At 62.6% G+C, this 26,248-nt stretch carries 26 protein-coding genes; 13 read left to right on the top strand and 13 right to left on the bottom strand.

What is annotated here, in order from left to right:
- Window positions 1-153: 153 nt before the first annotated feature.
- Complete coding sequence (locus tag AC1DD5_RS10465) at window positions 154-750, bottom strand: TetR/AcrR family transcriptional regulator (RefSeq protein ID WP_477521403.1); 597 nt, start codon at window positions 748-750, stop codon at window positions 154-156.
- A 152-nt stretch (window positions 751-902) separates the two neighbouring features.
- Here AC1DD5_RS10465 and AC1DD5_RS10460 point away from each other — a divergent pair, with 152 nt between their 5' ends.
- The 3 genes from AC1DD5_RS10460 to AC1DD5_RS10450 are packed head-to-tail and all read left to right on the top strand — an operon-like array spanning window position 903 to window position 3,166.
- The gene (locus tag AC1DD5_RS10460; RefSeq protein ID WP_477521402.1) at window positions 903-1,244 is read left to right on the top strand and encodes a cupin domain-containing protein; all 342 of its coding nucleotides are present in this window, start codon (window positions 903-905) and stop codon (window positions 1,242-1,244) included.
- A 20-nt stretch (window positions 1,245-1,264) separates the two neighbouring features.
- Window positions 1,265-2,584, top strand: a complete 1,320-nt coding sequence (locus AC1DD5_RS10455; protein ID WP_477521401.1) for a flavin monoamine oxidase family protein — start codon at window positions 1,265-1,267, stop codon at window positions 2,582-2,584.
- 9 nt (window positions 2,585-2,593) lie between these two features.
- Window positions 2,594-3,166: a TetR/AcrR family transcriptional regulator gene (locus AC1DD5_RS10450; protein ID WP_477521400.1), complete on the top strand. Its 573-nt coding sequence runs from the start codon at window positions 2,594-2,596 to the stop codon at window positions 3,164-3,166.
- Window positions 3,167-3,216: 50 nt separating this feature from the next.
- Here the strand turns inward: AC1DD5_RS10450 and AC1DD5_RS10445 are convergent, their stop codons facing one another.
- The 3 genes from AC1DD5_RS10445 to AC1DD5_RS10435 all read right to left on the bottom strand — a co-directional run bounded on the left by AC1DD5_RS10445 (window position 3,217) and on the right by AC1DD5_RS10435 (window position 7,483).
- Complete coding sequence (locus AC1DD5_RS10445) at window positions 3,217-4,722, bottom strand: NAD-dependent succinate-semialdehyde dehydrogenase (protein ID WP_477521399.1); 1,506 nt, start codon at window positions 4,720-4,722, stop codon at window positions 3,217-3,219.
- Between the two features lie 114 nt (window positions 4,723-4,836).
- Window positions 4,837-5,934: a 3,4-dihydroxyphenylacetate 2,3-dioxygenase gene (gene hpaD / locus AC1DD5_RS10440; RefSeq protein WP_477521398.1), complete on the bottom strand. Its 1,098-nt coding sequence runs from the start codon at window positions 5,932-5,934 to the stop codon at window positions 4,837-4,839.
- Between the two features lie 31 nt (window positions 5,935-5,965).
- Window positions 5,966-7,483 (bottom strand): aldehyde dehydrogenase, encoded by a 1,518-nt coding sequence (locus tag AC1DD5_RS10435; protein WP_477521397.1) that lies wholly within the window; start codon window positions 7,481-7,483, stop codon window positions 5,966-5,968.
- A gap of 242 nt (window positions 7,484-7,725) precedes the next feature.
- On the opposite strand from AC1DD5_RS10435, the gene AC1DD5_RS10430 reads away from it, so the two are divergent.
- Together AC1DD5_RS10430 and AC1DD5_RS10425 are read left to right on the top strand one after the other, a co-directional pair.
- Window positions 7,726-9,642: an FAD-binding monooxygenase gene (locus AC1DD5_RS10430; protein WP_477521396.1), complete on the top strand. Its 1,917-nt coding sequence runs from the start codon at window positions 7,726-7,728 to the stop codon at window positions 9,640-9,642.
- 157 nt (window positions 9,643-9,799) lie between these two features.
- Entirely contained in the window at window positions 9,800-10,426 is a 627-nt protein-coding gene (locus tag AC1DD5_RS10425; RefSeq protein WP_477521395.1) for a helix-turn-helix domain-containing protein, read from the top strand.
- A 62-nt stretch (window positions 10,427-10,488) separates the two neighbouring features.
- On the opposite strand, the gene AC1DD5_RS10420 is transcribed toward AC1DD5_RS10425, so the two are convergent.
- The 4 genes from AC1DD5_RS10420 to AC1DD5_RS10405 form a co-directional block, all read right to left on the bottom strand.
- Window positions 10,489-11,778, bottom strand: a complete 1,290-nt coding sequence (locus AC1DD5_RS10420; protein WP_442005037.1) for an ammonium transporter — start codon at window positions 11,776-11,778, stop codon at window positions 10,489-10,491.
- Between the two features lie 121 nt (window positions 11,779-11,899).
- Complete coding sequence (locus AC1DD5_RS10415; protein WP_477521394.1) at window positions 11,900-13,033, bottom strand: tyramine oxidase subunit B; 1,134 nt, start codon at window positions 13,031-13,033, stop codon at window positions 11,900-11,902.
- A 176-nt stretch (window positions 13,034-13,209) separates the two neighbouring features.
- Window positions 13,210-14,463, bottom strand: a complete 1,254-nt coding sequence (locus tag AC1DD5_RS10410) for an allantoate amidohydrolase (protein WP_477521393.1) — start codon at window positions 14,461-14,463, stop codon at window positions 13,210-13,212.
- Window positions 14,464-15,600, bottom strand: coding sequence for an FAD-dependent oxidoreductase (locus AC1DD5_RS10405; protein WP_477521392.1), 1,137 nt, complete (start codon window positions 15,598-15,600; stop codon window positions 14,464-14,466). It lies immediately after the preceding gene.
- A gap of 121 nt (window positions 15,601-15,721) precedes the next feature.
- Between AC1DD5_RS10405 and AC1DD5_RS10400 the strand changes: the two genes are divergently transcribed.
- Window positions 15,722-16,606 (top strand): LysR substrate-binding domain-containing protein, encoded by an 885-nt coding sequence (locus tag AC1DD5_RS10400; protein ID WP_477521391.1) that lies wholly within the window; start codon window positions 15,722-15,724, stop codon window positions 16,604-16,606.
- Between the two features lie 22 nt (window positions 16,607-16,628).
- Here AC1DD5_RS10400 and AC1DD5_RS10395 read toward each other — a convergent pair whose 3' ends face one another.
- Window positions 16,629-17,045, bottom strand: coding sequence for a winged helix-turn-helix transcriptional regulator (locus AC1DD5_RS10395; protein WP_477521390.1), 417 nt, complete (start codon window positions 17,043-17,045; stop codon window positions 16,629-16,631).
- A 52-nt stretch (window positions 17,046-17,097) separates the two neighbouring features.
- On the opposite strand from AC1DD5_RS10395, the gene AC1DD5_RS10390 reads away from it, so the two are divergent.
- The gene (locus tag AC1DD5_RS10390) at window positions 17,098-17,508 is read left to right on the top strand and encodes a RidA family protein (protein ID WP_477521389.1); all 411 of its coding nucleotides are present in this window, start codon (window positions 17,098-17,100) and stop codon (window positions 17,506-17,508) included.
- Between the two features lie 109 nt (window positions 17,509-17,617).
- Here AC1DD5_RS10390 and AC1DD5_RS10385 read toward each other — a convergent pair whose 3' ends face one another.
- The gene (locus AC1DD5_RS10385) at window positions 17,618-19,135 is read right to left on the bottom strand and encodes a sensor histidine kinase (protein WP_477521388.1); all 1,518 of its coding nucleotides are present in this window, start codon (window positions 19,133-19,135) and stop codon (window positions 17,618-17,620) included.
- Window positions 19,132-19,842, bottom strand: coding sequence for a response regulator transcription factor (locus tag AC1DD5_RS10380; protein ID WP_477521387.1), 711 nt, complete (start codon window positions 19,840-19,842; stop codon window positions 19,132-19,134). Before AC1DD5_RS10380 ends, AC1DD5_RS10385 begins: the two co-directional genes overlap by 4 nt.
- Before the next feature lie 168 nt (window positions 19,843-20,010).
- Here AC1DD5_RS10380 and AC1DD5_RS10375 point away from each other — a divergent pair, with 168 nt between their 5' ends.
- The 4 genes from AC1DD5_RS10375 to AC1DD5_RS10360 are packed head-to-tail and all read left to right on the top strand — an operon-like array spanning window position 20,011 to window position 22,104.
- Complete coding sequence (locus tag AC1DD5_RS10375) at window positions 20,011-20,517, top strand: hypothetical protein (protein WP_477521386.1); 507 nt, start codon at window positions 20,011-20,013, stop codon at window positions 20,515-20,517.
- Between the two features lie 55 nt (window positions 20,518-20,572).
- Window positions 20,573-20,788, top strand: coding sequence for a cold-shock protein (locus AC1DD5_RS10370; protein WP_442005047.1), 216 nt, complete (start codon window positions 20,573-20,575; stop codon window positions 20,786-20,788).
- A 58-nt stretch (window positions 20,789-20,846) separates the two neighbouring features.
- The gene (locus AC1DD5_RS10365) at window positions 20,847-21,449 is read left to right on the top strand and encodes a DUF1214 domain-containing protein (RefSeq protein ID WP_477521385.1); all 603 of its coding nucleotides are present in this window, start codon (window positions 20,847-20,849) and stop codon (window positions 21,447-21,449) included.
- 1 nt (window position 21,450) lies between these two features.
- The gene (locus AC1DD5_RS10360; RefSeq protein ID WP_477521384.1) at window positions 21,451-22,104 is read left to right on the top strand and encodes a DUF1254 domain-containing protein; all 654 of its coding nucleotides are present in this window, start codon (window positions 21,451-21,453) and stop codon (window positions 22,102-22,104) included.
- 312 nt (window positions 22,105-22,416) lie between these two features.
- Here AC1DD5_RS10360 and AC1DD5_RS10355 read toward each other — a convergent pair whose 3' ends face one another.
- Window positions 22,417-23,067, bottom strand: a complete 651-nt coding sequence (locus tag AC1DD5_RS10355; RefSeq protein ID WP_477521383.1) for a TetR/AcrR family transcriptional regulator — start codon at window positions 23,065-23,067, stop codon at window positions 22,417-22,419.
- Here AC1DD5_RS10355 and AC1DD5_RS10350 point away from each other — a divergent pair.
- Both AC1DD5_RS10350 and AC1DD5_RS10345 read left to right on the top strand, forming a co-directional pair.
- Window positions 23,053-23,658, top strand: a complete 606-nt coding sequence (locus tag AC1DD5_RS10350) for a cupin domain-containing protein (protein ID WP_477521382.1) — start codon at window positions 23,053-23,055, stop codon at window positions 23,656-23,658. The genes AC1DD5_RS10355 and AC1DD5_RS10350 overlap by 15 nt on opposite strands.
- Window positions 23,659-23,670: 12 nt before the next feature.
- Window positions 23,671-24,798, top strand: a complete 1,128-nt coding sequence (locus AC1DD5_RS10345; RefSeq protein ID WP_477521381.1) for a HoxN/HupN/NixA family nickel/cobalt transporter — start codon at window positions 23,671-23,673, stop codon at window positions 24,796-24,798.
- 251 nt (window positions 24,799-25,049) lie between these two features.
- Here AC1DD5_RS10345 and AC1DD5_RS10340 read toward each other — a convergent pair whose 3' ends face one another.
- The gene (locus AC1DD5_RS10340) at window positions 25,050-26,204 is read right to left on the bottom strand and encodes an epoxide hydrolase family protein (RefSeq protein WP_477521380.1); all 1,155 of its coding nucleotides are present in this window, start codon (window positions 26,202-26,204) and stop codon (window positions 25,050-25,052) included.
- Between the last annotated feature and the right edge of the window lie 44 nt (window positions 26,205-26,248).

Below are 26,248 nucleotides of genomic sequence, written 5' to 3'. Positions count from 1 at the left end.
ACAGGCAGCCTTTTAGTGATCCTGCCCACAATCCAAACTATACAGATGTTTAGTTTGGAGTGTCAAGGGTCGATTTCGGGCATCCGTGGACCGCTAAGTTCGACGCATCAGAGAGGCGAATCAGTCAGTGTGGCCTGGGGCCGCTTGAACCCCTCAGGGTGCTGAATCTGCGGCCGTCGGTGACAGTCCCTGCCGCAGTAGCACCCCATGGACTTCCTCAAGGGACGCTTGAATTAGCTGGCGCGCAACGCCGGAAAGGTACTGAAGGACCAATCCGTCGAGTGTCGCGAAAAGCATGCGGGCCACAACCCGGGAATTGCAGGACGCGCCCGAAGCGTCGAGGCCTTCAGTGAGCGCTTCGATGTAGCTTTCGTACAACGCCAGCACCCCGGCGCGGAGTTCCGGGCGCCGCCGCGACTCAAGGATCATTTCGTACTGAAAAATCTGAAGCTCGGGATCCTCCAGGAGTAGATCGAGCAGCGAGTCCGTGAAGGACTGCCCGGCGGTGACGGCTTCCCGCAGCCTGGAAGCGCTGATGGAGCGCTCTGATGCCCATTCCAGTGCGGCCGCTATCAAGGCGTCACGAGTCCCGAAGTGATGGGCTACCAGGGAGTTGTTGACTCCTGCGCACTCTGCGACCGACCTAAAGGTCAATCCGCGCAGGCCCTTCTCCGACACCACCACTACAACAGCCCTGAGGAGTGCGTCCTTGCCGGTTCCATATTTTGTTGCGCCGCTTGGATTGCCCATAGCACTGATCCTATCCACGTGGGTGGTGGCCTTGACAGGAAACTAAGCAATTGCTTAGATCATGGTGAGTGATGACAATCACGCCTGTGGCCCGAAGGCTACCGATTTCCCAAGCTCACGATAGAGCTGCCTACACCCCATCTGGAGTCAAAATGACCAACGCCGCCTTCACTGTTTCCGATGCCCTTGACCAGGGCAAGAATGAAGCGTTCGAACTTGGATCCGTTCAATGGATCCGCAGATTTGGTGACGGGGAACGACCCGCGCTGGCCTGTGGATTCTGGCATGTAACCCCTGAGGAAGCCCCTGAACCCTTCGATCTGCTCATTGAGGCTGATGAGACCATCACGATTCTCGAAGGGCGTCTCACCATCGAAGTCGAGGGCGGACAGTCTTACAACCTCACTCCTGGCGGGGCGGCGTCCTTTAACAAGGGGGCCAAGACCCGTTGGTCAGTCCACGAGCCCACCGTCGAGTTCTTCGTCTACTCCTAACGGCCGGAAAGGAACCTGCAATGGAGACCACCGACGTCGACGTTGTCGTTATCGGAGCCGGATTCGCCGGACTTACAGCTGCCCGCGAGCTCGCACGCCAAGGCCTTACGGTGCGAATCCTGGAGGCGCGTGACAGGATCGGTGGACGCACCTGGCTGGACCGGCGTTTGGGCCGGGATCTTGAAATCGGTGGAACCTGGGTCCACTGGACGCAGCCCTATATCTGGGCCGAGCTGAAACGTTACGGGTTGGCGACGACGCCCAGCCCACAACCGCAGAAAGCCATGTGGTGGGCGGCGGGAGCTCGCCACGAGGGAGACCCTGAGGAGCTGCTGAATCTCATTGGGTCGGGCAATGAGGAATTCGTACGGGAAGCGCGACACTACTTCCCCGAACCTTTCACGCCACTGGCCACTGACGCGTTCCGCGAAGTGGACAATGTAACAGTCAAGGATCGGATCCGCTCGGAATTTCCCCCGGGAGCCAGCCGGGAAATACTGGAGTCCTTCTGGGCCTTGAATTTCAACGGACCCCTTGATGAGGCCGCGTTTACCCAGGCACTCCGATGGGTCGCTTTGACGAACGGAGACTGGAGTGTCTCTTTTGAAGCGTGCGCCACCTACAAAATCGTCGGCGGAACAGGAGCCTTGGCCCAGGCCATCCTCCGAGACTCCTCCGCGGAAATTGACTTCGGATTCGCAGTTGCTGAGATAAGCGAAGACGGAGGCATCGTGACTGTCTCCGATCGAAACGGGGAATCCGTTACTGCCGCTGCTGCCATCGTGACAATGCCGCTGCCCGTGTTGCAAAAGGTTGTATTCCATCCTGAGCTCCCGGCTCTAAAACAGGAAGCGATGGTACGCGGCCAAGTATCGAAGGGGACAAAAATTTGGGTACGACTACGGGGGATCCATGAACCGTTTGTGGCCTTGGGCGGAGCTGACTGGCCCCTTAACTTTTTCCAGAGCGAGTACGAAGTGAATGGTGACACTGTCATAGTCGCGTTCGGTCCTGATGCCAGCAATATTGACTCTACTGACGTGTCGGCCGTCGAGCATCAGCTGCGACGGCTTCTTCCCGCCGCCGAAGTTCTCGACGTCGCCACTCATGATTGGGCCGGGGACGAATATTCGGGTGAGACGTGGCCCATGCACAAGGCGGGGTTCTTGTCTCGTCACTTGGCCGGGATGCAGAAGCCGCATGGGCGCGTCCTTTTCGCCAGCTCCGACATAGCCAATGGTTGGGGTGGTTTCATCGACGGTGCCATCGAAAGCGGAATGGAGGCGGCCCAGCAAGCCGGGATCCTGCTGGAGTCTGTAGCCCTGTCTGCTCCCCGGTAGGATCAATCCATGACTTCCCAGCCTCGCAAATTGCCTTATGGCGATGGCCGTGACGCTTTGTTGGCCGCTGTCATCAGCGTCGTAGCCGAGAAAGGGCTCCGTGGGGTGACCTACCGTTCCGTTGGCTCCCGGGCGGGGGTTAACCACGCTTTAGTGACTCATCACTTTGGATCCCTCGATGGCCTGCTCGCGGCCACGATGGAGTGGGCCGTGCATCGCTCCATCGAGGAGACGGGCCTGGAAGGTATTGCGGACTTTGACGAGAGTTTTGCAGACGCCCTGATCAGCTCGGTGGGCGCAGAACCTGAACTTCAGTTGTTTCAATTCGAGATGATCCTCGAATCCCGCCGCAATCCCGAGATCCGGGAAATGGTTAGTCGGCTGTATGAGAATTACGTGCGAACCGTGGAACAGGCTCTTGTTAAGAAAGGGATCGATACACATAATGAGGTCTCCCTCGCCGCTTTTGCCGCCCTGGACGGTCTCATGCTGCAATTCCTCACAATTAGCGATGTGACGAGAATAAGGCCTGCGGTTGTGGAAGTCGGTCGCATGCTCGCCAGGCTTCAGAAGCCGGGATAGTTTTGTGCCAGCGATACGGCGGGCCCGGCTTTTGCCGGGCCCGCCGTATCTTACGGTGCGTACGGGTCGGCGATGCCGATGTATTGGGTGGTGGTGTATTCGTTGATGCCTTCGGAGCCGCCTTCGCGGCCGAGGCCTGATTGCTTGACCCCGCCGAAGGGTGCCGCGGCGTTGGAGATGACGCCGGCGTTGAAGCCGACCATGCCGAACTCGATCTGCTCCGCGACGCGCAGGAGCCGGTTGAAATCCTTGCTGTAGAGGTAGGACGCGAGCCCGTACTCGGAGGCGTTGGCCAGGCGGATGGCGTCCTCTTCGCTGGTAAAGGTGGTGACGGGGGCGACGGGGCCGAAGATTTCCTGGCCCAGGATCGCTGCGTCGTTCGGGACGTTGGCCAGGACGGTGGGCTGGTAGAAGTAGCCGGGTCCGTCCACGGGCGCACCGCCCGTAACTGCAACGGCTCCGGCGTCGACGGCGGCGCTGACCAGGGCGTGGACGTCCTCCCGGGCGCCGGCGTCGATCAGCGGACCGACCTGCGTGTTGGGTTCGGTGCCGCGGCCGGTCACCAAAGCGCCCATAGCGGAGGCGAACTTGGCCGTGAACTCCTCAGCGACCGAGGAATGGACGAGGAAGCGGTTGGCGGCGGTGCAGGCTTCGCCCATGTTCCGCATCTTCGCGGCCATCGCGCCCTCGACCGCTTTGTCCAGGTCTGCGTCTTCGAACACGATGAACGGGGCGTTCCCGCCGAGCTCCATGGAGGTCCGCAGGACGTTCTGGGAGGCGTCGGCCATGAGCCGCTTGCCGACGGGGGTGGAGCCGGTGAAGGAGATCTTCCGCAGGCGGGAGTCCTTCAGCAGCGGTCCGGAGATGCCGGATGCGCTGGAGGAGGCGACGACGTTGAGGACTCCGGCGGGCAGGCCGGCGTCGAGCATGGTCTTGGCGAAGTACTGGGCCGTCAACGGTGTGAGTTTGGCGGGTTTGAGGACCATGGTGCAGCCGGCCGCGACGGCGGGGGCGACTTTGCGGGTGGCCATGGCCAGGGGAAAGTTCCAGGGGGTGATCAGCAGGCAGGGTCCGACGGGTTTGTGTTGGACCAGAATCTTGTTTTTGCCCTCGGGTGTAGTGAGGTAGCGGCCGTAGTCGCGGACGGTTTCTTCGGAGAACCAACGCAGGAACTCAGCACCATAGCTGACCTCGCCGCGTGCTTCGGGCAGGGGTTTGCCCATTTCCAGGGTCATCAGCAGGGCGAAGTCCTCGGCGCGTTCGGTGACGAGGTCGAAGGCGCGGCGGAGGATCTCGGCCCGGGTCCGGGGCGCGGTCCGTGCCCAGGAGGACTGGGCGGCGTCGGCTGCGTCCAACGCTGCGACCGCGTCGGCACTGGTGGCGGAGGCGAGGGTGGCGAGCACCTCCCCGGTGGAGGGATCGTGCACCTCGAACGTCCCGCCGTCGGACGCGTCCCGCCACTCACCCCCGATCAACAAACCGGTAGGCACGGACGCCAGCAGGGACGTTTCCCGGTCTGGTGAAACTGTGGGAGAGAGGGCGGGAGAAGCAGTCATGGGTGGTTTCCTCGGGAATGATTGGGGTCGATGGTTGAGCCTGCTGGAAGAGGTAGCTTCAGGCTCAACCATCGGGGTCGGTGGCTGACGGGAATCCCGTCAGTTGGTTGTGGACTAGACCTGTGCTCCGAGTTTGAAGCCCTCGGTCGCCTCGCCGGAGGCGCCTTCGGGACGGGTGTAGGAGAATCCGTCGGCTCCGACGGTGACGGCCATTTCGGACTTTTCTTCGCGTTCGATGACGGGCTGCGGGTTGCCGTCGAGGTCCAGGACCAGGGAGGCTTCGGTGTACCAGGACGGGACCACGGGGTTGCCCCACCAGTCGCGGCGCTGGTTGTCATGGACGTCCCACGTGACGGTGGGGTTGTCCGGATCGCCGGTGTAGTAGTCCTGGGTGTAGATCTCCACGCGGTGGCCGTCCGGGTCAAGGATGTAGAGGTAGAACGCGTTGGACACGCCGTGGCGTCCAGGGCCGCGTTCTATGCGGTCGGAGATGCGCAGGGCGCCCATCTTGTCGCAGATCTGGATGATGTTGTGCTTCTCGTGTGTGGAGAACGCGATGTGGTGCAGGCGGGGTCCGTTCCCGCCGGTCAGGGCGGTGTCGTGCACGGTCTGCTTGCGGTGCATCCACGCGGCGTACGTGACGCCGTCGGAGTCCTTGATGTCTTCGGAGACGCGGAAGCCGAGGTCTTCGAGGTATTTGCGGCCGCGCGGCACGTCCGGGGTGACCTGGTTGAAATGGTCAAGGCGGACCAGTTCGCCGGCGGAGTAGAGGTCGTAGCGCTGGGTGAGGCGCTCCACGTGCTCCACGTCGTAGAAGAACTCGTACGGGAAGCCCAACGGGTCCTCCACCCGGACGGAGTCGCCCACGCCCTTGGTGAAGCCTTCCTTGCGGCGTTCAACCCGGCAGCCGAGTTCGCGGTAGTAGGCCTCGGCAGCGTCCACCTCGGCCGGGGACTTCACGCGGTAGGCGAAGGCAGCGGCAGCGGCGACCGGTCCTTTGCGGAGGACCAGGTTGTGGTGGATGAACTCCTCGAAGGAGCGCAGGTAGATGGTGTTCTCGTCTTCCTCGGTGACGTGCAGGCCGAGCAGGTCCACGTAGAACGCACGGGACTTGGCGAGGTCCGTGACCACGAGTTCGAGGTAGGCGCAGCGCACGATGTCCGGCGCGGGCACCGTGGGGGTGGGGATGGGGCCGGTGAAGGGGTTGCTCATGGGATTCTCTCTTCGTTGAAAGGGCGAGGGCCTACTTGCCCGTGCCGAAACGGGGGGAGTGGGCCTCATTGAGGTTGATCTGCACCGACTGCTGGGTGGTGTAGAAGTCGACGGAACGGTAGCCGCCTTCACGGCCGAGACCGGAAGCCTTGACTCCGCCGAACGGGGTGCGGAGATCGCGGACGTTGTTGGAGTTCAGCCACACCATGCCGGATTCGATACCGTCAGCGAAGTTATGTGCGCGCTTGAGGTTCTCGGTCCAGACGTAGGCGGCGAGCCCGTACTTGGTGTTGTTCGCCAAGGCGAGGGCTTCTTCATCGGTTTCGAACGGGGTGATGGCCACGACGGGTCCGAAGATTTCCTCCTGGAAGATCCGCGCGTCAGGCGCGACGTCGGCAAACACCGTGGGGGCAACGTAGTTGCCCTCGGGGAAGCCTTCGGCGCGGTCGCCGCCGGCGAGGAGGCGGCCTTCGGTCTTGCCGATCTCGATGTAGCTCATGACCTTGTCGAAGTGGGTGGGGTGCACGAGCGAACCCACCTCGGTGGCGGGGTCACTTGGGAGGCCCACCACGATGTTTTTCGCGCGCTCGGCGAAGCGGGCCACGAAATCGTCGTAAATGTCGCGCTGGACGAGCACGCGGGAACCGGCGGTGCAGCGTTCTCCGTTGAGGCTGAAGACGCCGAACACAGTGGCGTCGAGGGCGGCTTCGATGTCGGCGTCGGCGAAGACTATGGCCGGGCTCTTACCGCCAAGCTCGAGTGAGAGGCTCTTGAACTGTGGCGCGGCTGCGGTGGAGATGGTGGCGCCGGTGGAGCTGTCTCCGGTGAAGGAAACGATCGGCACGTCGGGGTGCTTGACCAGGTAGTCGCCGGCTACGCTTCCGGAGCCGAAGATCAGGTTGAAGACGCCGTCGGGCAGGCCTGCCTCGCGGAAGATCTCAGGCCAGAGTACGGCGGAGAGCGGGGTGTAGCTGGCCGGCTTCATGACCACGGTGTTGCCCGTTGCGATGGCCGGAGCGAGCTTCCACGACTCCTGCATGAAGGGGACATTCCACGGCGTGATCAGTCCTGCGACGCCGATCGGCTTGCGGTTCACATAGTTGATCTGACGGCCGGGGACCTTGAACGCGTTGTCCTCCTGACCCACTATCAGGTCAGCGAAGAAACGGAAGTTCTCCGCCGCTCGGCGCGCCTGACCCTTGGCCTGGGTGATGGGCAGGCCGGAGTCGTAGCTCTCAAGGAGGGCCAGCTCGTCGTCGCGGGACTCGACGATGTCGGCGATCTTGTGCAGCACGCAGGAGCGTTCGCGGGGCAGCATCTTCGACCACGGGCCTTCCTTGAAGGCCCGTTTGGCTGCGGCGACGGCAAAGTCTACGTCTTCCGGCTGGGCAGCGGCGACCGTCGCGTAGTTCTGGTTCGAGACCGGCTCCTGCACGTCGAACGTTTTGCCGGAGACCGAATCCACAAAATCGCCGTTGATGAAGTGCTGGAGATGCGTGGGCAGGTTTTCCGGGATTGGGTGACTGGCGGTTTCTACTGAGGTCGTCATCGTTGAGGTCCTTACTGCAGAGCGGGAACGGCTTGGATGGCCTTGAGAGGCCAGAACACGAGATTGGATCAAGTACGAAATCGTATACGAAACTATGCATCGCGAATGCGACCTGCGTCAAGGGCTTGATCGCCTCCCTTGTGGCGTCAGGTACAGTCATCTAAGCTATTGCTCAATTATTCTTTTATAGAATCTTCTGTTCAATTATCGAACATCCGTCCACAAAGAAGTGAGGAAAGCCCGTGCAGTTCCACCACCACGGTTACGTATCCGGTGACCCTCGAGTCGAGCCGGCCGCCGGCGTCGGCATCGACCGCCCGCCCGAGCTTCCGGATGAAGTTGACGTTCTGATCGTGGGTACCGGTCCTGCGGGGATGCTGACGGCGGCGCAATTGGCCCAGTTCCCGGATATCACCACACGTATTATTGAGCGTCGCCCCGGGCGTTTGGCCATTGGTCAGGCCGACGGGATCCAAGCCCGCAGCGTGGAGACCTTCCAGGCTTTCGGGTTCGCGGAGCGCATCACCGCGGAGGCCTACCGCATCACGGAGATGGCGTTCTGGAAGCCGGACCCCGTTGATTACTCGCGCATCGTCCGGGCTGCCCGGGCAGTGGATGACCCCACGGGTATCAGCGAATTCCCGCACCTGATCGTCAACCAGGCCCGTGTGCTGGATTACTTCGCGGAGTTCATGGCCAACTCCCCGGCCCGGATGCGGCCTGACTACGGCTACGAATTCCGCAGCCTCGAGGTCACTGGTGTTGGTGACTACCCGGTGGAGGTGACCCTTGGGCACACCTCCGGACCCAACGAAGGCCAGGAACGCACTATCCGTGCCAAGTACGTCGTCGGTGCCGATGGGGCGCGCAGCAAAGTCCGCGAGTCCATCGGGTGCCATCTCGCAGGTGATCAGGCCAACCATGCCTGGGGTGTCATGGACGTCCTGGCCGTCACGGACTTCCCGGACATCCGCACCAAATGCGCTATCCAGTCCGGCGCGGGCGGCAGCATCCTGCTGATCCCCCGCGAGGGCGGGCACCTGTTCCGCATGTACGTGGATCTTGGCGAGGTGAAACCCGAGGATCACGGCGCCGTGCGGAAAACGACCATTGAGCAGATCATCGGCAAGGCCAACGACATCCTGCACCCGTACACCCTGGATGTCCGCAACGTCGCCTGGCACAGCGTTTACGAGGTAGGCCACCGGCTCACGGACAGGTTCGACGACGTCCTGCCGGAGGAGCGCGGGACGCGGACGCCGAGGGTGTTCATTACCGGCGACGCCTGCCACACCCACTCCGCGAAAGCCGGGCAGGGAATGAACGTTTCGATGCAAGACGGCTTCAACATCGGCTGGAAACTCGGCCATGTCCTGGAAGGCCGCAGCCCCGAGAGCCTGCTGGACACCTACTCCGCCGAGCGTCAGGTGGTGGCGAAGAACCTGATCGACTTCGACAAGCAGTGGTCCACCCTGATGGCCAAGAAGCCCGAAGAGTTCGAAGACCCGGCGGAGCTGGAGACTTTCTACACCAGCACCGCCGAGTTCCCTGCCGGTTTCATGACCCAGTACGCCCCGTCCATGCTTGTTGCCGAAGCGCAGCACCAGGAGTTGGCAACGGGCTTCCCAGTCGGTAAGCGCTTCAAGTCGGCCCCGGTCCTTCGGGTCTGCGACACGAATCCGATGCACCTCGGCCACCATGCCAAGGCAGACGGGCGCTGGCGCATCTACGTCTTTGCCGACGCCGCCCCTGCAGGCGCCCCGGGACCCGTCGCGGAACTCGCTGAGTGGATTGCGAACTCGCCGGATTCACCCCTGGCCGCGACGCCGTCGGACGCCGACCGCGACGCCTGGTTCGACGTGAAGGTGATCTACCAACAGGACCACACCAACGTGGACATCAACGCCGTCCCCACGGCGTTCAAACCGACCGTTGGACCGTTCAAGCTCACCTACCTCGAGAAAGTCTTCGGGACGGACCCGAAAGCAGACATCTTTGAGCTGCGCGGACTCAGCCGCGACGGCGTAGTGGTAGTCGTCCGCCCGGACCAATACGTCGCCAACGTTCTCCCACTGACCGCCACCGTGGAACTTGCTGAGTTCTTTGCGCCACTGCTTACGGGGCGCCGAACGGCGCATTCAGCTCTGGCTGAGGCCTAACGATAGAGGCGACGCTTGAAAACGGTTGGACTGCCGGGGGATCCTATGGATTCCCCGGCAAGACTCAGGTTTAGATGCAGAGCGCCGTGGCCCATATGTCACGTGGGTCTCGGTGGGCCCCGCCGGGCATTCTGCGTGGCCTGCCTATACTCAAACCATGACAACCGAGAACGCCCCGAACACTCCCTCTACGGCGGATTCGTCCCCTCCGGAAAGTGGTCAGCAAGGCGCCCTCGAAGCCATCATCGCGCTGCAAGTCAGGCGCTACAGAGTCGAAGCCGGCATGTCGGCCGCTGAACTTGCTATTCGTACCGGGCTTTCCAAGGCCATGGTTTCCAAGATTGAGTCCGCCAGCACTTCATGTTCTTTGACAACCCTTCAACGGCTGGCGTTGGGGCTTAACATCCCTGTCACCGCCCTTTTCCAGGGGGCTGATACGGAGCGCGAGGCCTCGCTCACTCGTGCCGGAGAAGGGAGCGTCACGGTACGGACCGGAACTCGACATGGCCACGAGTATCGTTTGCTGGGCTCCCTTAAGCGGCGGGAACATGCCGTCGAACCCACCCTGGTCACCCTTTCCAGTGCCTCTGATGTTTTCCCGCAGTTCCAGCACACAGGCACTGAATTCATCTACATGCTCGAAGGCCGAATGGTTTACAGTCACGGATCCTACGAGTATGAGCTCGCACCAGGAGACTCTCTATTGTTCGAGGCTGAGGGACCGCATGGACCACTTCGGCTAACGGAACTCCCCATTCGCTTTCTGGCAGTTGCTTCGCATTAATTGCAGTGGCACGACTGCAACTATTCCCTGGGAGTAATCGGTCTGCACATCAGGTGCGGCAATTATGAGCGTGAAGGGGAGCCGAGCATTTCGGGTTCTTCGTCGACGAGGTAGGCTTCTTCGGCGTGGGCGGCGATGTCGATGCCTCGCATTTCGTCTTCCGGTCGTATGCGCAAGCCGACGGTGACGTGGACGAGCTTAGCTACGAGCCATGTCACGGCGAACGAGTAGACCAGCACTGCCCCAGTGGCCAGCGCCTGTGTGCCCAGCAGGCCCAGTCCGCCCCCGTAGAGCAATCCCGCAGTCTTGTTGGGTGCAGCTTCGGTCGCGAAGATGCCGATGAGCAGTGTGCCGATGACGCCTCCCACGAGGTGCACGCCCACAACGTCCAGGGAGTCATCAAAGCCGAGGCGAAATTTCCATTCGACCGCCAGGGAGCACACGGCTCCGGCGATGGCTCCAATGGCAATGGCACCCAACGGGCTGACTGCGCCACACGCTGGAGTGATGGCAACGAGGCCGGCCACGAGACCGGATGCGGCCCCGATGCTGCTGGCGCGCCCACGGCGGAGGCGTTCGACGGCGATCCAGCCCAGGAGCGCAGCGGCACCAGCCACCGCGGTGGTCAGAAAGACGACCGATGCGGTGTTACCGGCGGCGAGGGCTGAACCGGCATTGAATCCGTACCAGCCGACCCAGAGCAGACCGGCACCGACAAGTACCAGCGGGCGGCTGTGCGGACGGACGTGTTCGCTTTTGGGCCAACCGGCGCTGCGGCCGAGCACCAGCGAAAGCGCCAACGCTGCGACGCCGGCGTTAATGTGGACGGCCGTTCCGCCGGCGAAGTCGATGGCTTTCAGGCTGTTGAGGATCCAGCCGCCGGTGACAGTGCCGTCAGGGGAGTTGAGGGCAAAGACCCAGTGGGCCACGGGCAGGTAGACCAGTGTTGACCAGAGCGCCGCGAAGAGCATCCATGCGCCGAACTTCATCCGCCCGGCCGCGGCACCGGCGATGATGGCAGTGGTGATCCCGGCGAAGAAGAGTTGGAAGACGGCAAAGACTGCTGGGGGAACGTCGGCGTTGGGATCAGCGGCGAGCAGCTGGTCCATGCCCAGGTATTGGATGGGATCGCCGATCAGGCCCAATCCACCGATGGAATTGCCGAAGACTGCCGAGTAGCCGAAAGCGGCCCAGAGGACCGCGACAATGCTGACGCCACCGAAGCACATCATCATCATGTTCAGTATCCGGCGTGAACCCACCATGCCTCCGTAGAACAGGGCGAGGGCGGGAATCATCAAACACACCAAAGCCGAGCTGACCAGCAGCCAGGCCACATTTCCGGAATCCATGGGATGCCCTTTCTGAGGAGAGTGGGAATGTGCCCCACGCCGGTTTGGCGGCGTGGGGCACACATCTTTACTTATGAACCGCAATCACCGGGCGCGGCCCAGCGGCAGGAAGCGCTTGGGATTATGCGAGGGCCGGGGTGTCCCAGAGATTCAGGACAGTACCGATGTTCTTCTCCTCGGCAGCGTGGTAGAGATCGGTGGCCCAGGCGACGTCCTCAATGGGCATGCCGCCTACGGAGTAGAGGATGACTTCCTCGTCGTCACGGCGGGCAGGGAGCTTGCCGGTGGCAATGTCTGCGATCTCCTCGATTTTCGAGGCCGGTATCTTTCCTTCCTCCAGGAGCCCGAACCAGTGTGATCCCGGAATGCCGAGGATTTGGTACGCGGTGGGTCCGTATTCTTCGAGCCACGCCTGGTAGAGGCCTTCGGCGTCGATGACCAGGCGGGCGTCGCCCTGCAGGAAGTCGTCGTCGAAACGGGCCGCGGCGGGAAGGAGCAGCAGTGCGCCGGGCTTGATGGCTGATTTCGGGAAGTATGGGAAGGCGTCGCTGCCGGCGGCATCGGTGGACGTGGTGGCCATGACCACATCGGCGTCGGCGATGGCGTCTTCGATGGTTTCAGCTGGGGTGACGGTGGTGAGTTGGGGGAAGGTTGCTTTCGCCCAATTTACGAAGGTGTCGGTGCTTCCTTCGCTGCGGCCCTTCACGTACAGTGTGTCGATCGAAGGGCGCAAGGCCAGCGTGGTTGAAAGGACCGAGCGGGCGATGACGCCGGGGCCGACCACTGCGGCGACTTTGGCGTCGGCCTTGGCCAGGTGCTTGACGCCGACGCCGGGAACGGCGCCAGTGCGGTAGGCGCTCAGCAGGTTTGCGCTCATGATCGCCAGTGGCGCGCCAGTGTCGCTGTCGTTCAGGACGAATACGTGGATCGAGCGGGGAAGTCCCTTCTTGCGGTTTTCAGTGTTGGAGCCGTACCACTTCACGCCCGAGGTGCCGAAGCGGCCGCCCAGGTAGGCGGGCATAGCCATGAAACGGCGATCCGGTCCATCCTTTGGCATGCCTTCAAACTCAGGAGCGGCGGGGAAGGTGATCATGGCGCCGTGGGAATTGCCGTTCTCGCCGGCCATTCGGTAGTCCCCTTGACGCAATAGAACGAGGGCTTCCTCCATGACATCGGTGCATCGGACAAGATCGCCGACGCCGGCCTCGATCATGTCGGGCTCGCTGAGGTAACGGAAGTTGATCTTGGTGGACATAGCACTCCTTAGTCGTTGAACTTCATGAAACATGAATTACTAACAGTAAACTCGGAAGGGATTTCTGATGGGTCAAGCCAGTGTTTCCGGCCTGTTACTTCTTTCGCGGGGACAACTTATTGGTGCCCAAGCGGCACGGGTTGATGTGATTCAGAGCGGCTGTTTTGCTGAACGCCTCAGTTCATGAGGCTCGCGAGTGCGTCGGCCAGAGCCTGCGCCCCGATTTCGGCGTCCTCGTCCACCACGTGTTCTTCGGGGGAGTGGGAGACACCGCTGGGATTCCGGACGAACACCATAGCGGTGGGCACGAACGGTGAGAGGACCCCTGCGTCGTGGCCTGCCCCGGTGTCGAGGATGGGTGCATCCGGCAGCGCGCGCTGCAGTTGATTCTGCAGGGCGGGGTCGAAGTGAACGGTGGGGCTGAGGGATTCTTCTGTCAGTTCCACGGTGCAGCCTTCTTCAGCAGCGATCAGCTGCGACTGTGTGTGGATTGATCGGACCAGGGCGGCGGTGATGGCGTCGTCCGGGTGTCGGACATCGAGCCAAAAGTCCACCCTGGAGGCGATGACGTTGGTTCCACCCGGGATCGGTTGAAGGCGGCCGACCGTTGCCCGGGCGTGGGGCTGGCTCTTCGCGGCGTCGCGGATGGCCACGACCATGCGGGAAGCTGCGACCATGGGGTCGTTGCGGTCGGCCATGAGCGTTGTCCCGGCGTGGTTGCCTTGTCCTTGGACGCTGAGCCGCCAACGGCCGTGTCCCAGGATGGAGGAGGCAATGGCGATGGGACGGTCGAGATCGATGAGCCCGCGGCCTTGTTCCACATGGAGTTCAACGAACGCCCCGATACTGCCAAGGAGCTGCTCATCCTTGCCGATGTAGCGGGGGTCCAAACCGTTGGCGTGGGCGATGTCTGCAAAGGTGTTGCCGTGCGGATCCCGCAGGTTCCGGGCTTTGTTGGGGTCCATGGCACCTGTCATCAGACGGGAGCCCAGGCACGCCACCCCGAAGCGGGACCCTTCTTCTTCGGGGAACACCGCGATGGCCAGTGGCCGGGCCGGAATGGGGTTTCGGGCTTTGAGGATGTCGACGGCGACGAGGGCCGAGGCGACGCCAAGGGGTCCGTCGAACGCACCTCCTCCGGGGACGGAGTCGAGGTGGCTGCCGGTGACAAGGCTGTTGCTTCGATCCCCGCCGGGGGTGTCCCACCACGCCCAGATGGTGCCGTTGCGGTCCGTTTCCACGGACAAGCCGCGTTTGGTGGCTTGATCGATGAACCACGTCCGCAGGTCCAGTTCGGCGGTCGAATAAACGGGACGGGTGTAGCCTCCCCGCAGTGGATCGGTGCCAGTGGCGGCGATGTCGGACAGCAACGCGGTGACGGTGGCCGCCGTCGTGCTTGTCCGGGCGGTGACAGGGGTGACGTGATGCATTTAATGGGCTCCTGCTGGTGCGCTGGCGAGTCGGAACTGTTCCGGGACGGCTCCAGCGCCGGTGGCCAGGTCTGCGGCCAGTTGGCCGATCAGTGGCGCGAATTTCGCTCCGTGGCCGGAACAGGGCGAGAGGAGGGTGATGCCCTCGGCGCGGTCCAGGATGAAGTCCTCGCTGGGCGTATTGGTGAAGAGGCACGTGGTCTCTGCGTACGCTTCGGGGACCAGCCCCGGGAGGTATTTCTCGACGTAGTCGATAACTCGACGGCGGTTTGCCGGGTCGATCTGTCCGTCCTGTTCCGCTGCGGACGGCAGGACTTTGCCGCCGTTGTACTCGGCGACCTTTTGTCCGCGGAAGCCGGCATCGCGGCCGCCGGGCAGACCATAGGTCTGCCAACCTTCGCGTTTGTGGATGAAGGTGGGCCACGGCGAGCTGCTGTCGGCGTACGGGAAGTGATAAGCCTGCTCCTGCCGCACTTCAAGAGCGGGGATACTTTCCAGGAATGAAGACGGCAGGGATAGGGAGCCCAGCAGCTGGGGGAGCCAGCCGCCCGCGGCGACGATCACGTTTGCGGCCATCATCGAACGGCCGTCTTCGGAAGTCAGCGTGTAATGGCCGGCTGATCCTTTGATGGAGGCCACGGCCCAGTTGGTGTGCAGTGCCGCGCCATGGGCCACTGCCTGGTCAACCATGGCGGCCACTGATTCGTGGGCGTCGATCACGCCGGCGCCGGGGTGCCAAAGCACCTGGGTGTCGAAGGCGATCTGCGGCCATCGTGCCTGCGCTTCGTCGGGGGACAGGAGTTCATGGTCAATGCTGTGTGCGGACAAAGCCGCGGCGAGGCGTTCGGGTTGCCTGACCGTTCCATAGTCGACGGCGCCGGTAGGTGTAATGAGCTGTTTACCGCTCAGGCGCGCAAGTTCGTCCCAACCGGCCTTGGCCTCTTTGACCAGACCCGTGTAGAAGTCGCCCGGGTAGGCGTAGCGGAAAATCCGCGCCGATCCATGCGAGCTCCCGGCGTCGTTGGCCGGCGTCGAGCGTTCAAGCAGTGCAACGTCGTGGCCGCGGGCGGCAAGCTGCCAAGCCGTGGCGGCACCCGACAGTCCCGCTCCGACGACGACGTATTCGATCGATTCCATGGACGGCTCCCGTACGTGGTGGTTGATGCGTTGTTTCGCTTCAACCAGTTACCCACGCGAGATTGAACTGCGTCCAATATCATTTCTGTAGCAATTATTAGCGTCAATCGAAAGAATCATCATGGAACTGCGACAGCTCCGCTACTTCCTCGTGGTCGCCGAGGAGCTCCACTTTGGCCGGGCGGCAGAACGTCTGCACCTTACGCAGCCACCACTCACTGTCGCCATCAGGCGGCTGGAACGGGAGCTCGGGGTTCAGTTGTTTGACCGGACCACAAGGCGCGTGGCGCTGACCCATGCCGGGGAGGCGTTCAAGCGGCGCGTTCAAGACGCAGTGACCGAACTCGATGAAGCGGCCGCTGACCTTGCCAGTGTCGCGGCGGGCCTCAGCGGCCGGATCAGGGTGGGCTTCGTCAGTTCGGCCAGCTACACCACCATCCCCGAAGCCATCAGGGCCTTCCGGCAACAACGTCCCCGCGTGGAACTGATCCTGAGCCCGCTCACCAGCGGTGAACAGATCGAACAACTCCTTGACGGCGACCTGGACATAGGGCTTATCCGAGATCCCGGAGAAGTTCCGGGACTGACAATGGAGCTCGTGGGCGCCGAAGACCTCGTTGCCGTCCTGCCTGAGGCGCACCCACTGGCTTTGCAGGAGGAAATCCGGCCCGCAGATTTGGAAGGGGAACCGATGATCCTGTTCCCGTACCGCCTGATGCCCGGATTCGTGACCCGGGTACACCGGTTGTTTGATGGATTGGAAACCTCTCCGCAGGTGGTTCAGCAGACGATCCACCAGGAAACCGTCCTGGGTCTGGTCGCCGCGGGCCTGGGAATCTCCATCCTCCCCGCGTCAGTCCGACGCTTCCAGATGCCCGGCGTCCTGACCCGGCCCATCGCCGGACGGCCGCAGACGGCCCTCTACGCAGCCAGGGGACGAGGCCACTCGCCAGCGGTGGACCATTTCATGTCCGGCCTGCTGAGCAGCACAGGGGTGCGTGGCTGAAACTCGATGGAGTCGCCCACCGTCAGGTGTTTGCGGCCAGGTCCTGGGCATCGAAGGTCTCGCGTGCTTGTTCGATGTGGGGCATGTGCGCTGCGGCCCATTCCAGGAGCACGTCGATGGGGTGGCGAAGTGTCTTGCCCAATGGTGTGATGCGGTACTCGATCGCCACGGGGCGCGAGCTTAGCAGCTCGCGTTCGATGATGCCGTTGCGTTCGAGGCGACGCAGCGTCGCGGTCAGGGACTTCTGCGACACCGATGGGATCGCGCGCCGCAGTTGGCTGAACCGGCATGGCCGCTCGCAGAGTTCGTTGAGCACGCTCAATGACCACTTGTCCAGAACTTGATCGAGCAATTCCCGGTGCGGGGTGCTGATCTCCAGAGGGTCAGCATGGCTGGTGGTATCCGGCATGAAACCTGGTCTCGTTGAAGTGTCCTGCATCTACCAGGTATCAAAGATATACCAAGGTTCATCTCTCTTCCTAAGGAGTCTCATGTCTGTTCAGCGTTTCAGCCCGGAAGGCCTGTTGCAGCCCACCCCGTACCACCACGTCGCCGTCGGCACCGGCACCCGTCACGTTCACGTCGCCGGCCAGATTTCACGCCTGGCTGATGCTACCCCCGTCGCCCCGGGCGATTTGGCCGGCCAGGTCGCCCAGGCTCTCCGCAATACCGCGAGCGCGCTTGCCGGCGCCGAAGCGAGCTTCGACGACGTCGTGCGTTTGACGTTCTATGTCACCACTTGGGCCCCGGAGAAGACCGCCGCTTTCATGGAAGGTATCGAAAGTGTCGCCGCGGAGATCGGACTGCCCACGCCGATGCCGCCGACCTCGCTGATCGGCGTCGAGTCTCTGTTCGAGCCCGACGTGCTCGTCGAGATCGAAGCAACTGCAGTACTGGATTAGCAGCACCAGGTACCCGAACCGCCGCCGGGCTATGAGGAGCCACGGTGCGGAGTGTTCCCGTCCGTGCGCCCCGTGGCACTTGGAGCCAGAGCGCCAGTAGCCTGAGTGCCTACAAGGCGTCCCCCGGTGAGGTAGCGGCCATGCGGGGGACCCGGATGCAAAAGCAGGCACCGTCGTCGGGGAAGTGTGTGGCTTCTGCGGTCAGCGTGAGTCCCATGCGTTCCGCAAGCCGTGCTGCGATGGAGAGGCCGAGGCCGCTACCGGTGGGGCGTTGTCCGTTGTAGCGGTGATAGAGGACGCCGCGATCGAAGGCGACGGCGGTGTCGTCGACCGTGAGGCCAGGGCCGCTGTCCCGCACTTCGATGACGATCGCGTTGGGGATGCCAGGGAACTGCTCAGGGGATTGGGCCAACTCGGTGGTTGTGGGGCGTTCTTCTAACCTGGCGCGGACGATGAGCGGTCTCCCGCGCGGGGTGACGCGCAGTGCATTGCCCACGAGCCCATCGATGATTTGGCGTAACCGTTGCGCGTCCGTAGTCACCAGCAGAGGTTCACTCGTGGCTGCTTCCGGCAGTTGAAGCGTCAGTTCCACCCCGGCCTCCGTGGCTGCACCCTGCCATGTCCGTTGTACTTGTCCCAAGAGCGCTGCGACGTCGACGGGTTGGAGGTCCAGGGTGAAATCGTCCGCTTCCAGTCGGGCCAGTGCGAGAAGGTCGCGGACAAAACCATCGAGACGGTCCGTTTCCGCGGACAGTGTGCGCCCTATCCGGGACATGTCCTCCGGCGGGATCAGCCCGTCCTCGAGGGCTTCGGCGTAGCCCCGCATGGCGGTGAGTGGTGTTCGGATCTCGTGGGAGATGGACAGCAGGAATTCACGTTGCCTGCTTTCGCTGGACAGCAACGCGTGATCGAGGGTGTTAATGGCTTCTCCCACATCGCGCACTTCAGTAACTCCGGCCGGGTCCACGCGAACGGTCCGTTCGCCGGCAGCCATCCGCCGTGCGGCTGCAGCAGTCCTGACGAGGGGGCCGGAGAGACGCCGGGCCAGGAGTGTTCCGGCAAGCACCGCGATTAACAACCCGGCCGCAAGGGCCAGCAACGTGCGTTGGAGGAGCTGGGAGGAGGCGGCGTTCACATCGTCCAAGGACCTGCTCAGCACGATCCCCCCGCTCTTGGGAAGGGCCCTTGCCTCCACAAGGAGTTGGGCACCGTCATGGACAACTGTCGCGGACACCTTGTGGCCGGAAAGCACTTGTTGAATGTCGGCTGGCCCCAGGAGCTGTGAGGCTGGCCCCCGGACGGTGCCGGTGGCGGTGATGGTGGACAGTTCGTAGGTGTCCGGTCCAAGAAGGTGCCTCTCGCGAAGGTCCAGCGCCTGGGAGGCAACGGGTGCCGCGGCGAACGCGTCGGCTTGGCGGAACAGCTGCTGTCTGGCCTGCTCGACGGCCGCGGATCGTATCAGTGGGTAGGCGGTGCCTCCGGTGACCAGTACCGCCAGGACAGCCACCGCGGCGGTAACGAGCGTGATTCTTCCCGCCAGTGAGCGCAGCCAACTCGACGCCGGATTCCGGCTTTCGCGGTTAGCGTGACCGTCGAGCCCGCCGTTACCAGCGTCTTGGATTTTCACGTGCGGCCGCCATCGACAGAGTATCCAACACCTCGCAGCGTACGGATGGGGCTATCATCGCCGAGTTTGGAGCGAAGCTGGGCTATATGTACGTCCACGGTCCGCCCACCCGCGTAACTGGCCTGCCCCCAGACCGAAGACAGAAGCTGTTCACGGCTGAACACTCTGCCCGGGCTGGCCATCAAAAAGGCGAGCACGTCGAATTCCCTCGCGGTCAGGTCCACCGCTGAGCCATCGACGCTGACAGTGCGGCTGCCCCGGTCCAGGGTCAGGGAGCCAACCCGCAGGACGCCGCTGCCGGGGGAGCCCATGCTTCGGCGCAAGACCGTCTTGAGCCTGGTCACCAACTCCCGAGGTGAAAACGGCTTAGTCATGTAGTCGTCTGCGCCCAGTTCCAATCCCAAAAGCATGTCCACCTCCTCGTCCCGGGCAGTGACAAAAATGATGGGTGTCCAATCCTCCTGGGTGCGCATCCGGCGGCATACCTCGATTCCGTCGATGCCAGGCAGCCCGACGTCCAACACGACAGCGACGGGTCGAAGAATTCTGACCCGCTCCAGGGCGCCTTCGCCGGTGGGTTCCACATGCACGCCGAACCCCGCTTGACTCAGATACAGCCGTTCCACGTCGGCGATCGCACGCTCATCTTCCACGATCATCACGAGACCACGGGAAGGCGTCGCATCGGGAGTCGATGGTTGTTCCATGCTTCCATTGAACGCTCTGTTGGGGCGGGTAACGCAGCAACGGCCCATACTTTACCGTCCCCTTACATTCCCCGAACCTGTCCCGGACGTCGGCAGGCGATAGTGGAATGGTAAGGACCCCTACTGGCCCAATCCAATGGGGTCCCACCGGATCACTCAGGAGACGTCATGAACAACAAGCAAATGCCAAGCGGTGACGTTATCCGTCGATGGCGGATGCGCGGTGCCGCCTTGGCGGCAGGTGCTGTCCTTCTCGGGGGAGCAGCAATTGGGGCAACAGCTGCCTCGGCAGACGGTCAGAGCCCGTCCCCTTCTCCAAGCGCGTCATCCTCAGCCTCGACGGCGGGACCGGACAGCGCGAGCCACGCTAAACATCCATTTGCCCGAGCCCTTCCAGCCGTGCTGAGGGTCAGCATCCGGGCCGAGGCCGGGTTCGGGGACAAGGCCCACGAGGTCGCTTACCTCCTGATCCACCACCCCAAGGCGTTCAGCAAACTCCCCGCAAATCTGCAGACCGACCTGAAGACCTTGGAAGCAGCCCCGGCGTCAGAGCGGGACGCAGACGCCTCAAAAATCAAGGACACCGCCCTCAACGGAGGCTACGGCGAGCAGATACAGAAACACGCAAAAAACATCCAGACGAAACTGGCCCAGACACCAGCAAAGTCCCAGTAGAGGGCTTAGGTCAGCGAAGTCCCAAAGCTCAAGTACCGCAACGATGGAGCATGAAATGGCGACTGGTACGGTCAAATGGTTCAGCACCGAAAAGCGTTTCGGGTTCATTGCCCCCGACGACGGTTCAGATGAGGTCTTCGCCCACTACTCGGCGATCGTCAGCGGCGGGTACCACTCCTTGGAAGGGAACCAGCGTGTCCAGTTCGATGTTGTGCAGGGCTCCAAGGGACCCCAGGCGGAAAATATTCGTCCTGTGGGCTGGCCGCGATAGCCAAGCTGCTCCGTCCTTCCGGAGCTTCACGCAGTGCTGCCGGTGGTAGCTTGCGGTTATGGTGAATGCCCTCGCTTGGTTCTCACAGTCCGGCATCGTGCAGGGCTTACTTCTCGGTGGGGTGCTTGCGTTCTTGACGGCGATCGTCGTGATGAATGCCGTGGGCAGGGCGATCACGACGACGGTCAACGGCTGGAGTGCCATCCCCAAGTGTGGCCAGCGTGGAAACGGAGTCTTTGTGCGGGCCGCCTGCGCGAAGGCCCTGCCTCTGGTTAATGTGTTTGAGGAGGCAGCGTATTGGACAACGAAGGTTGATGGTGCAGGACAAACCTTGAGCGGCGGGAACGGATATGTCCTGCGTTTCCCTGCAGGGCAACTCCCGCCCCATAACGCTTTCTGGTCTCTCATTCCGACCGATGTTGTCGGATACATGGTGAAGAACCCCACTAACCAGTACAGCATTGGGGACCGTTCACCCCTGGTGCGGAACGCTGACGGTTCGCTCGATATTTATCTCCAACACCAAGCGCCGGGCAGAAACGAGCAAAACTGGCTGCCGATTCCCTCGGGGAAGTTCAAGCTGACGTTCCGTGTGTATCTGCCCCGTCCGGCAATACTCGAGGGCTCGTACCATTTGCCACCTGTGATAAGGGCGCACTGACATGAACCGCCTCATCCTGAAGTACGGCCGTCCCCTTACTGTTGCCATACTGTTGATCTTCGCCTGGGTCATCTTCCGGCGGATCGTCAACGGGGACGAGATCATGCCCTTGGCATTAGCCGCGGTCATCGTCTGGGGGCTGGGGACGCCGGCTTTCATTTTCTTTTGGCCGCGGCTTACGGTCCATGGCTACAAGAAGGCAATTCTCAAGCATGGTCTTGGGCAAGGCCCGATCCCTGTCAACACGCTGTATGCCGTGCCTGGAACGTCGTCCCCTTCGGCCTCCCATGGGCGCCTCATGGCGACCGGGGCCGATGATCTTCTCTACATTGGCGGCTGGCTTGACCTGGGGATGGGGCCGCAGATCCTGCACGTTCCGGACATGGCCAGCCGCTACTTCAGCTTGCAGTTCACAGACCCGTCGACAAGCGCCAATTTTGCCTACGTCGGCAAACGGACCACAGGAACCGAAGCCGGCGACTACGTTCTCAGCGGGCCCGGTTGGAAGGGGGCGGTGCCCACAGGCATGACGCAGATTTCCTCACCAGCCAATTCAGTACTCGTCATTGGCCGTGTGTTCGTCGAGAACGACGACGATCTGCCGGTCGCTTACTCGCTTGCGAAGCAGATACAGCTCGCCGCGCTGAGGCCGTAGCTGTCACCAAACCCACAATTCGCATCGGCGATCAAGACTGGCACCGGACAACGTTCTTCCTCAGAGGAGCTGACTGCAGGGCGAAGGGGTCAAACCAGCTAGATGCCGATTGTTGAGATTCACAGCCGAACAGCTTGGCCGATCAACCGTAAGGGCGAATGTGCGAGAAGGCAGCAGGGGAGATGCCCTGCAGTTCGCGATCGAGATCGCACAGCAGCAGAGGAGCCTTTCACGGGAGCAGATCATGGAGGCCATCGCGCGCCGCGGGCGTCGACCAGAAAATCTGTAGACGCGGCTAAAGAACGTGAAGGGTCACAGCGTTCGGAGAGCCGCCGTTTCCCCCTGACGGGCGTCGGAGGTGCCGGCCATTATGGCGACCAGAGCGCACATGGCTTTAACCGCATCCTCGTTGGAAAGCCCGTTGTCATGGCACAGTGACCGCCACGTCCAGAATGAAATAGCGTGGCCCATGATGGCACCGAGCCGGCCGGTCCTGTCTTGCTGTGAAAACGGTTCGCAAAGGACGTCGCGGAAGTAGGCGTTGCGGGTTTCGAGGTCCTCTCGGTGTGCTTTCGGGAGCGCATCCTTGTCCGCATAGATTCGCGTCAGCATGGCCTCGCCGTGGCGATAGAAGCGGTAAAGGTCGGACAAGCCGAACTTCAGCCGTTCCAGGGGATCGGAATGCCCGGACCAGGCGGCAGGGTCCGGAAGCTGCTGCTGTCCGCGCCAGTGCGAGGAGCACGCGGAGAATAACGCCTCATCGTCAGGAAAATGCCGATAGACCGTCAGGCGCGTGACACCAGCCTTCTCGGCGACTCCGGCGATCGTCGTGCGCGCCGGTCCCACCGAGCCGTGGAGGGCCACGGCGGCATCGACAATACGCTGCCGTGTGCTGTCCACAAGTTCGGCCCGCCTGCTCATCTGATAGCGGCGGGATTTGGATGAACCATGCTGTTCACTCAAAGTATTGACACCCGTTCTTTGCGGCCGGACAATTTCGATATACACCATTGTATATCGAAATTAGAAAGCGGGCTTGTGATGGACATTGAAGGGGCTCCGCGGCTGACGGTCGTGCAGCCGGGACAAGGGCGGCAGAGCAGCCTCGGAAGCATCGGGGTTGTGTTCAAGCTGTTTGGCGAACACACAAATGAGCAGATCTCGATCGTGGAGCATCCGTTCCCGGTCGGGGCCCTGGTTCCGCCGCACACGCATACCCGTGAAGATGAGTATTCGATCGTCCTTGAAGGGGAGATCGGGTTCAGGTCGGGCGAGCGTGAGGCCGTGCTGGGCGCTGGTGGCTACATCACCAAGCCGCGCGGGGAACTGCACACCATGTGGAACGCAGGCAAGGTCCCGGCACGGATGATCGAGGTGATTAGTCCTGCGGGGTTTGAGCATTTCTTCTGGGGATTGGCCGATCAACTCGAAGCCGGGCCACCCGATCCCGAGGCCATCGGCAAACTTGCTGCCAAATACGGGCTTCAGTTCGGGGAAGCCCCGTGGTTGCCGGAGATCATTGCCCGGTATGGCCTGACGCCTCCAATGGGCTGACAGGAACCGGTCATGGGTGTCCTGGCTTCCCTTGAGCGGCCGAAGTTCAGCAGTGCAACAACCGCGCGGTGGCGGGTGACTCCCGTGGCAGGCATGGCGGGCACCATCATCGCTTTGCACGCGGTGGGCTGGGGTGTTTTGGTTTTCAGCATCGTTCCTCAAAGCCTGCACCTCAGCTCCACACAAATCTTCGGCATGGGGATCGGAACCGGTGCGTACCTGCTAGGAGCACGGCACGCGTTCGACGTCGACCATATCGCAGCCATCGACTGCACCACCCGCAAGCTCATCGGTGAGGGCCTTAGGCCGCTCTCGGTGGGCTTCTGGTTCTCGCTCGGCCACGCCAGCGTCGTCTTCGGACTCTGCGCACTACTGGCAGGAGGAGCACAGTATCTCGGAATCCTCGTCGGTAAGGACGCCTCGCCCCTGCACGAAGCCCTCGGGCTGGCTGGAACCACTATCTCGGGAGTGTTCCTCTATATCCTGGCGGCACTCAACGTGACTCTTCTGATCCGGGTCGTTGTGGATTTCCGCCGGCTTCGGGCTGGCCACGCAGTGCCTCCAGAGACCGGATCTCCCACAACGCTGATGGTCCGTGTCCTGCGGCCGGTCATGCGGAGCATCACGCACCCGTGGCAAATGTACTTGGTAGGGCTGCTTTTCGGCCTGGGGTTCGACACGGCGACTGAAGTGGCCCTGCTGGTCATTGCCGGCGGCGCGGCCACAATGGCGCTTCCCTGGTACACCGTCCTGATCCTGCCAGTGCTTTTCGCCGCCGGCATGAGTCTGTTCGACACGGTGGACGGATGGTTCATGAACCTCGCCTATAACTGGGCGTTCTCGAAGCAGGACCGCCGGCTTCAGTACAACATCGTCCTCACGGGGCTCTCCGCAGCCGTCGCGCTAAGCATCGGAACGGTGGAGCTGATATCCGTGGTTGTTGCAAAAGCCGGAACCATTGGAGGGGCACTGGCGACGATCGGAAGCATCGATCTGACCGGATTGGGCTATGCGATAGTCGGCATGTTCGTACTCTGCTGGGTCCTGGCCGCTTGCGCCAGTCGATTGCGCACCGGCAGGAAAGCGCCTATCCGAACCAGGCCCGCTTTTAGTACGCCGAGCCGGACAATGAAACCTTGATGCGCCGGGCCTCGGCAACAGTCCTCTACAGCGCCCACCAGGAGTGTCCCGATTCCAAGGTTCTCTCGGGGTCCGACGGGACTCCGGCAAGGAAAAGGGCTCGTTTGTGCAGGTCAGGCATCGTCGGGCGCCACCATGTCGTGGGCCACAGGTGTGGTCCTAGCGATTACACCCATCGGAGAGTCGCGGGATTCACGGGGGCCCAACCTGATCGACGTCGGCCCTGATCGAGGCCGGCGCCCGCAGTGGTTTCAGCGCAGCTTCCTGAAGAACTCCCGGACGTCGGCGACGAGCAGGTCGGGGGCCTCCATGGCGGCGAAGTGGCCGCCGCGGCTGAATTCGGACCAGTGCACGAGAGTGTGTTCGAGCTCGACGGTGCGCCGGATCGACACATCCATGGGGAACACCGCGACCCCGGTCGGCACTTTGGAACGTTCACTCGCGCCCCAGGCTCCGGCGTGCGCGGTTTCATAGTAGCTGTTGGCCGAGGACCCGGCGGTGCCGGTCAGCCAATAGAGCATCACGTTGGTGAGTAACAGATCCCGGTCCACCGCGTCCTCGGGCAGTTCGGCGGCCGGATCGGTCCACTCCTTGAACTTCTCCACGATCCAGGCCAACTGCCCGACCGGGGAGTCGTGCAGCCCGTGCGCCAGGGTCTGCGGCCGGGTGATTTGGATCATCATGTAGCCGGACTGCTCGGTCTTAAGGTACTGCAGGTGATCCAGCCGCGCCCGCTCGGCCTCGGTCAGCTCTCCCGCCTCGTCCGGGTTGATCTCGGTGAACGCAGAGAGCCCGTTCGCGTGCACGCCGGCGACCTTGTCGGGGTTGAGCCGGCCGAGCCCCGGGGAGATGACCGCGCCGGTGTCCCCGCCCTGCGCGCCGTAGCGGTCGTAGCCGAGCCGGTTCATCAGCTCAGCGAAGGCCCTGGTCACCCGGTTGGTGTCCCAGCCAGCCTCGCCGGTGGGTCCGGAGAATCCGCTGCCGGGGATCGACGGGATCACCAGGTGGAACGCGTCCGCCGGATCTCCGCCATGTGCCCTGGGGTCGGTCAGCGGGCCGATGACATTCAGAAACTCCACAATCGAGCCGGGCCAGCCGTGGGTCAGGATCAGCGGCAGCGCGTCCGGCTCGGGCGAGAGGACGTGCAGGAAGTGGATGTTCTGTCCGTCGATCTCGGTGGTGAACTGTGGGTACTTGTTCAGTTCCCGCTCGTAGACGCGCCAGTCGTAGCCATCGCGCCAGTACTCGGCCAGATCCTTGAGGTAGCCCACCGGCACCCCGCGGCTCCAGCCGACATTGGGCAGGTCCGCGGCCCACCGGGTTCTGGCGAGCCGGTCCCGCAGGTCGTCCAGGTCAGCCTGGGGAATGTCGATGGTGAAGGGCCGGATCTCTGTGTTGTTCTCCATGCCGATAACTCTAGGAACCGGTTAGGTCAGATTCGGTCCTAGGA

This window comes from Paenarthrobacter sp. 10L420 (assembly GCF_056395385.1).
Note: the sequence above shows the minus strand (reverse complement) of the source record. Positions and strands in the feature narration are given on the sequence as shown.

Bases quoted from the DNA above. Each gene is read 5' to 3' on its own strand.
- AC1DD5_RS10465 (WP_477521403.1), bottom strand. From the start codon at position 750: ATGGGCAATCCAAGCGGCGCAACAAAATATGGAACCGGCAAGGACGCA.
- AC1DD5_RS10460 (WP_477521402.1), top strand. From the start codon at position 903: ATGACCAACGCCGCCTTCACTGTTTCCGATGCCCTTGACCAGGGCAAG.
- AC1DD5_RS10455 (WP_477521401.1), top strand. From the start codon at position 1,265: ATGGAGACCACCGACGTCGACGTTGTCGTTATCGGAGCCGGATTCGCC.
- AC1DD5_RS10450 (WP_477521400.1), top strand. From the start codon at position 2,594: ATGACTTCCCAGCCTCGCAAATTGCCTTATGGCGATGGCCGTGACGCT.
- AC1DD5_RS10445 (WP_477521399.1), bottom strand. From the start codon at position 4,722: ATGACTGCTTCTCCCGCCCTCTCTCCCACAGTTTCACCAGACCGGGAA.
- hpaD (WP_477521398.1), bottom strand. From the start codon at position 5,934: ATGAGCAACCCCTTCACCGGCCCCATCCCCACCCCCACGGTGCCCGCG.
- AC1DD5_RS10435 (WP_477521397.1), bottom strand. From the start codon at position 7,483: ATGACGACCTCAGTAGAAACCGCCAGTCACCCAATCCCGGAAAACCTG.
- AC1DD5_RS10425 (WP_477521395.1), top strand. From the start codon at position 9,800: ATGACAACCGAGAACGCCCCGAACACTCCCTCTACGGCGGATTCGTCC.
- AC1DD5_RS10420 (WP_442005037.1), bottom strand. From the start codon at position 11,778: ATGGATTCCGGAAATGTGGCCTGGCTGCTGGTCAGCTCGGCTTTGGTG.
- AC1DD5_RS10415 (WP_477521394.1), bottom strand. From the start codon at position 13,033: ATGTCCACCAAGATCAACTTCCGTTACCTCAGCGAGCCCGACATGATC.
- AC1DD5_RS10410 (WP_477521393.1), bottom strand. From the start codon at position 14,463: ATGCATCACGTCACCCCTGTCACCGCCCGGACAAGCACGACGGCGGCC.
- AC1DD5_RS10405 (WP_477521392.1), bottom strand. From the start codon at position 15,600: ATGGAATCGATCGAATACGTCGTCGTCGGAGCGGGACTGTCGGGTGCC.
- AC1DD5_RS10400 (WP_477521391.1), top strand. From the start codon at position 15,722: ATGGAACTGCGACAGCTCCGCTACTTCCTCGTGGTCGCCGAGGAGCTC.
- AC1DD5_RS10395 (WP_477521390.1), bottom strand. From the start codon at position 17,045: ATGCAGGACACTTCAACGAGACCAGGTTTCATGCCGGATACCACCAGC.
- AC1DD5_RS10390 (WP_477521389.1), top strand. From the start codon at position 17,098: ATGTCTGTTCAGCGTTTCAGCCCGGAAGGCCTGTTGCAGCCCACCCCG.
- AC1DD5_RS10380 (WP_477521387.1), bottom strand. From the start codon at position 19,842: ATGGAACAACCATCGACTCCCGATGCGACGCCTTCCCGTGGTCTCGTG.
- AC1DD5_RS10375 (WP_477521386.1), top strand. From the start codon at position 20,011: ATGAACAACAAGCAAATGCCAAGCGGTGACGTTATCCGTCGATGGCGG.
- AC1DD5_RS10370 (WP_442005047.1), top strand. From the start codon at position 20,573: ATGGCGACTGGTACGGTCAAATGGTTCAGCACCGAAAAGCGTTTCGGG.
- AC1DD5_RS10365 (WP_477521385.1), top strand. From the start codon at position 20,847: ATGGTGAATGCCCTCGCTTGGTTCTCACAGTCCGGCATCGTGCAGGGC.
- AC1DD5_RS10360 (WP_477521384.1), top strand. From the start codon at position 21,451: ATGAACCGCCTCATCCTGAAGTACGGCCGTCCCCTTACTGTTGCCATA.
- AC1DD5_RS10350 (WP_477521382.1), top strand. From the start codon at position 23,053: ATGCTGTTCACTCAAAGTATTGACACCCGTTCTTTGCGGCCGGACAAT.
- AC1DD5_RS10345 (WP_477521381.1), top strand. From the start codon at position 23,671: ATGGGTGTCCTGGCTTCCCTTGAGCGGCCGAAGTTCAGCAGTGCAACA.
- AC1DD5_RS10340 (WP_477521380.1), bottom strand. From the start codon at position 26,204: ATGGAGAACAACACAGAGATCCGGCCCTTCACCATCGACATTCCCCAG.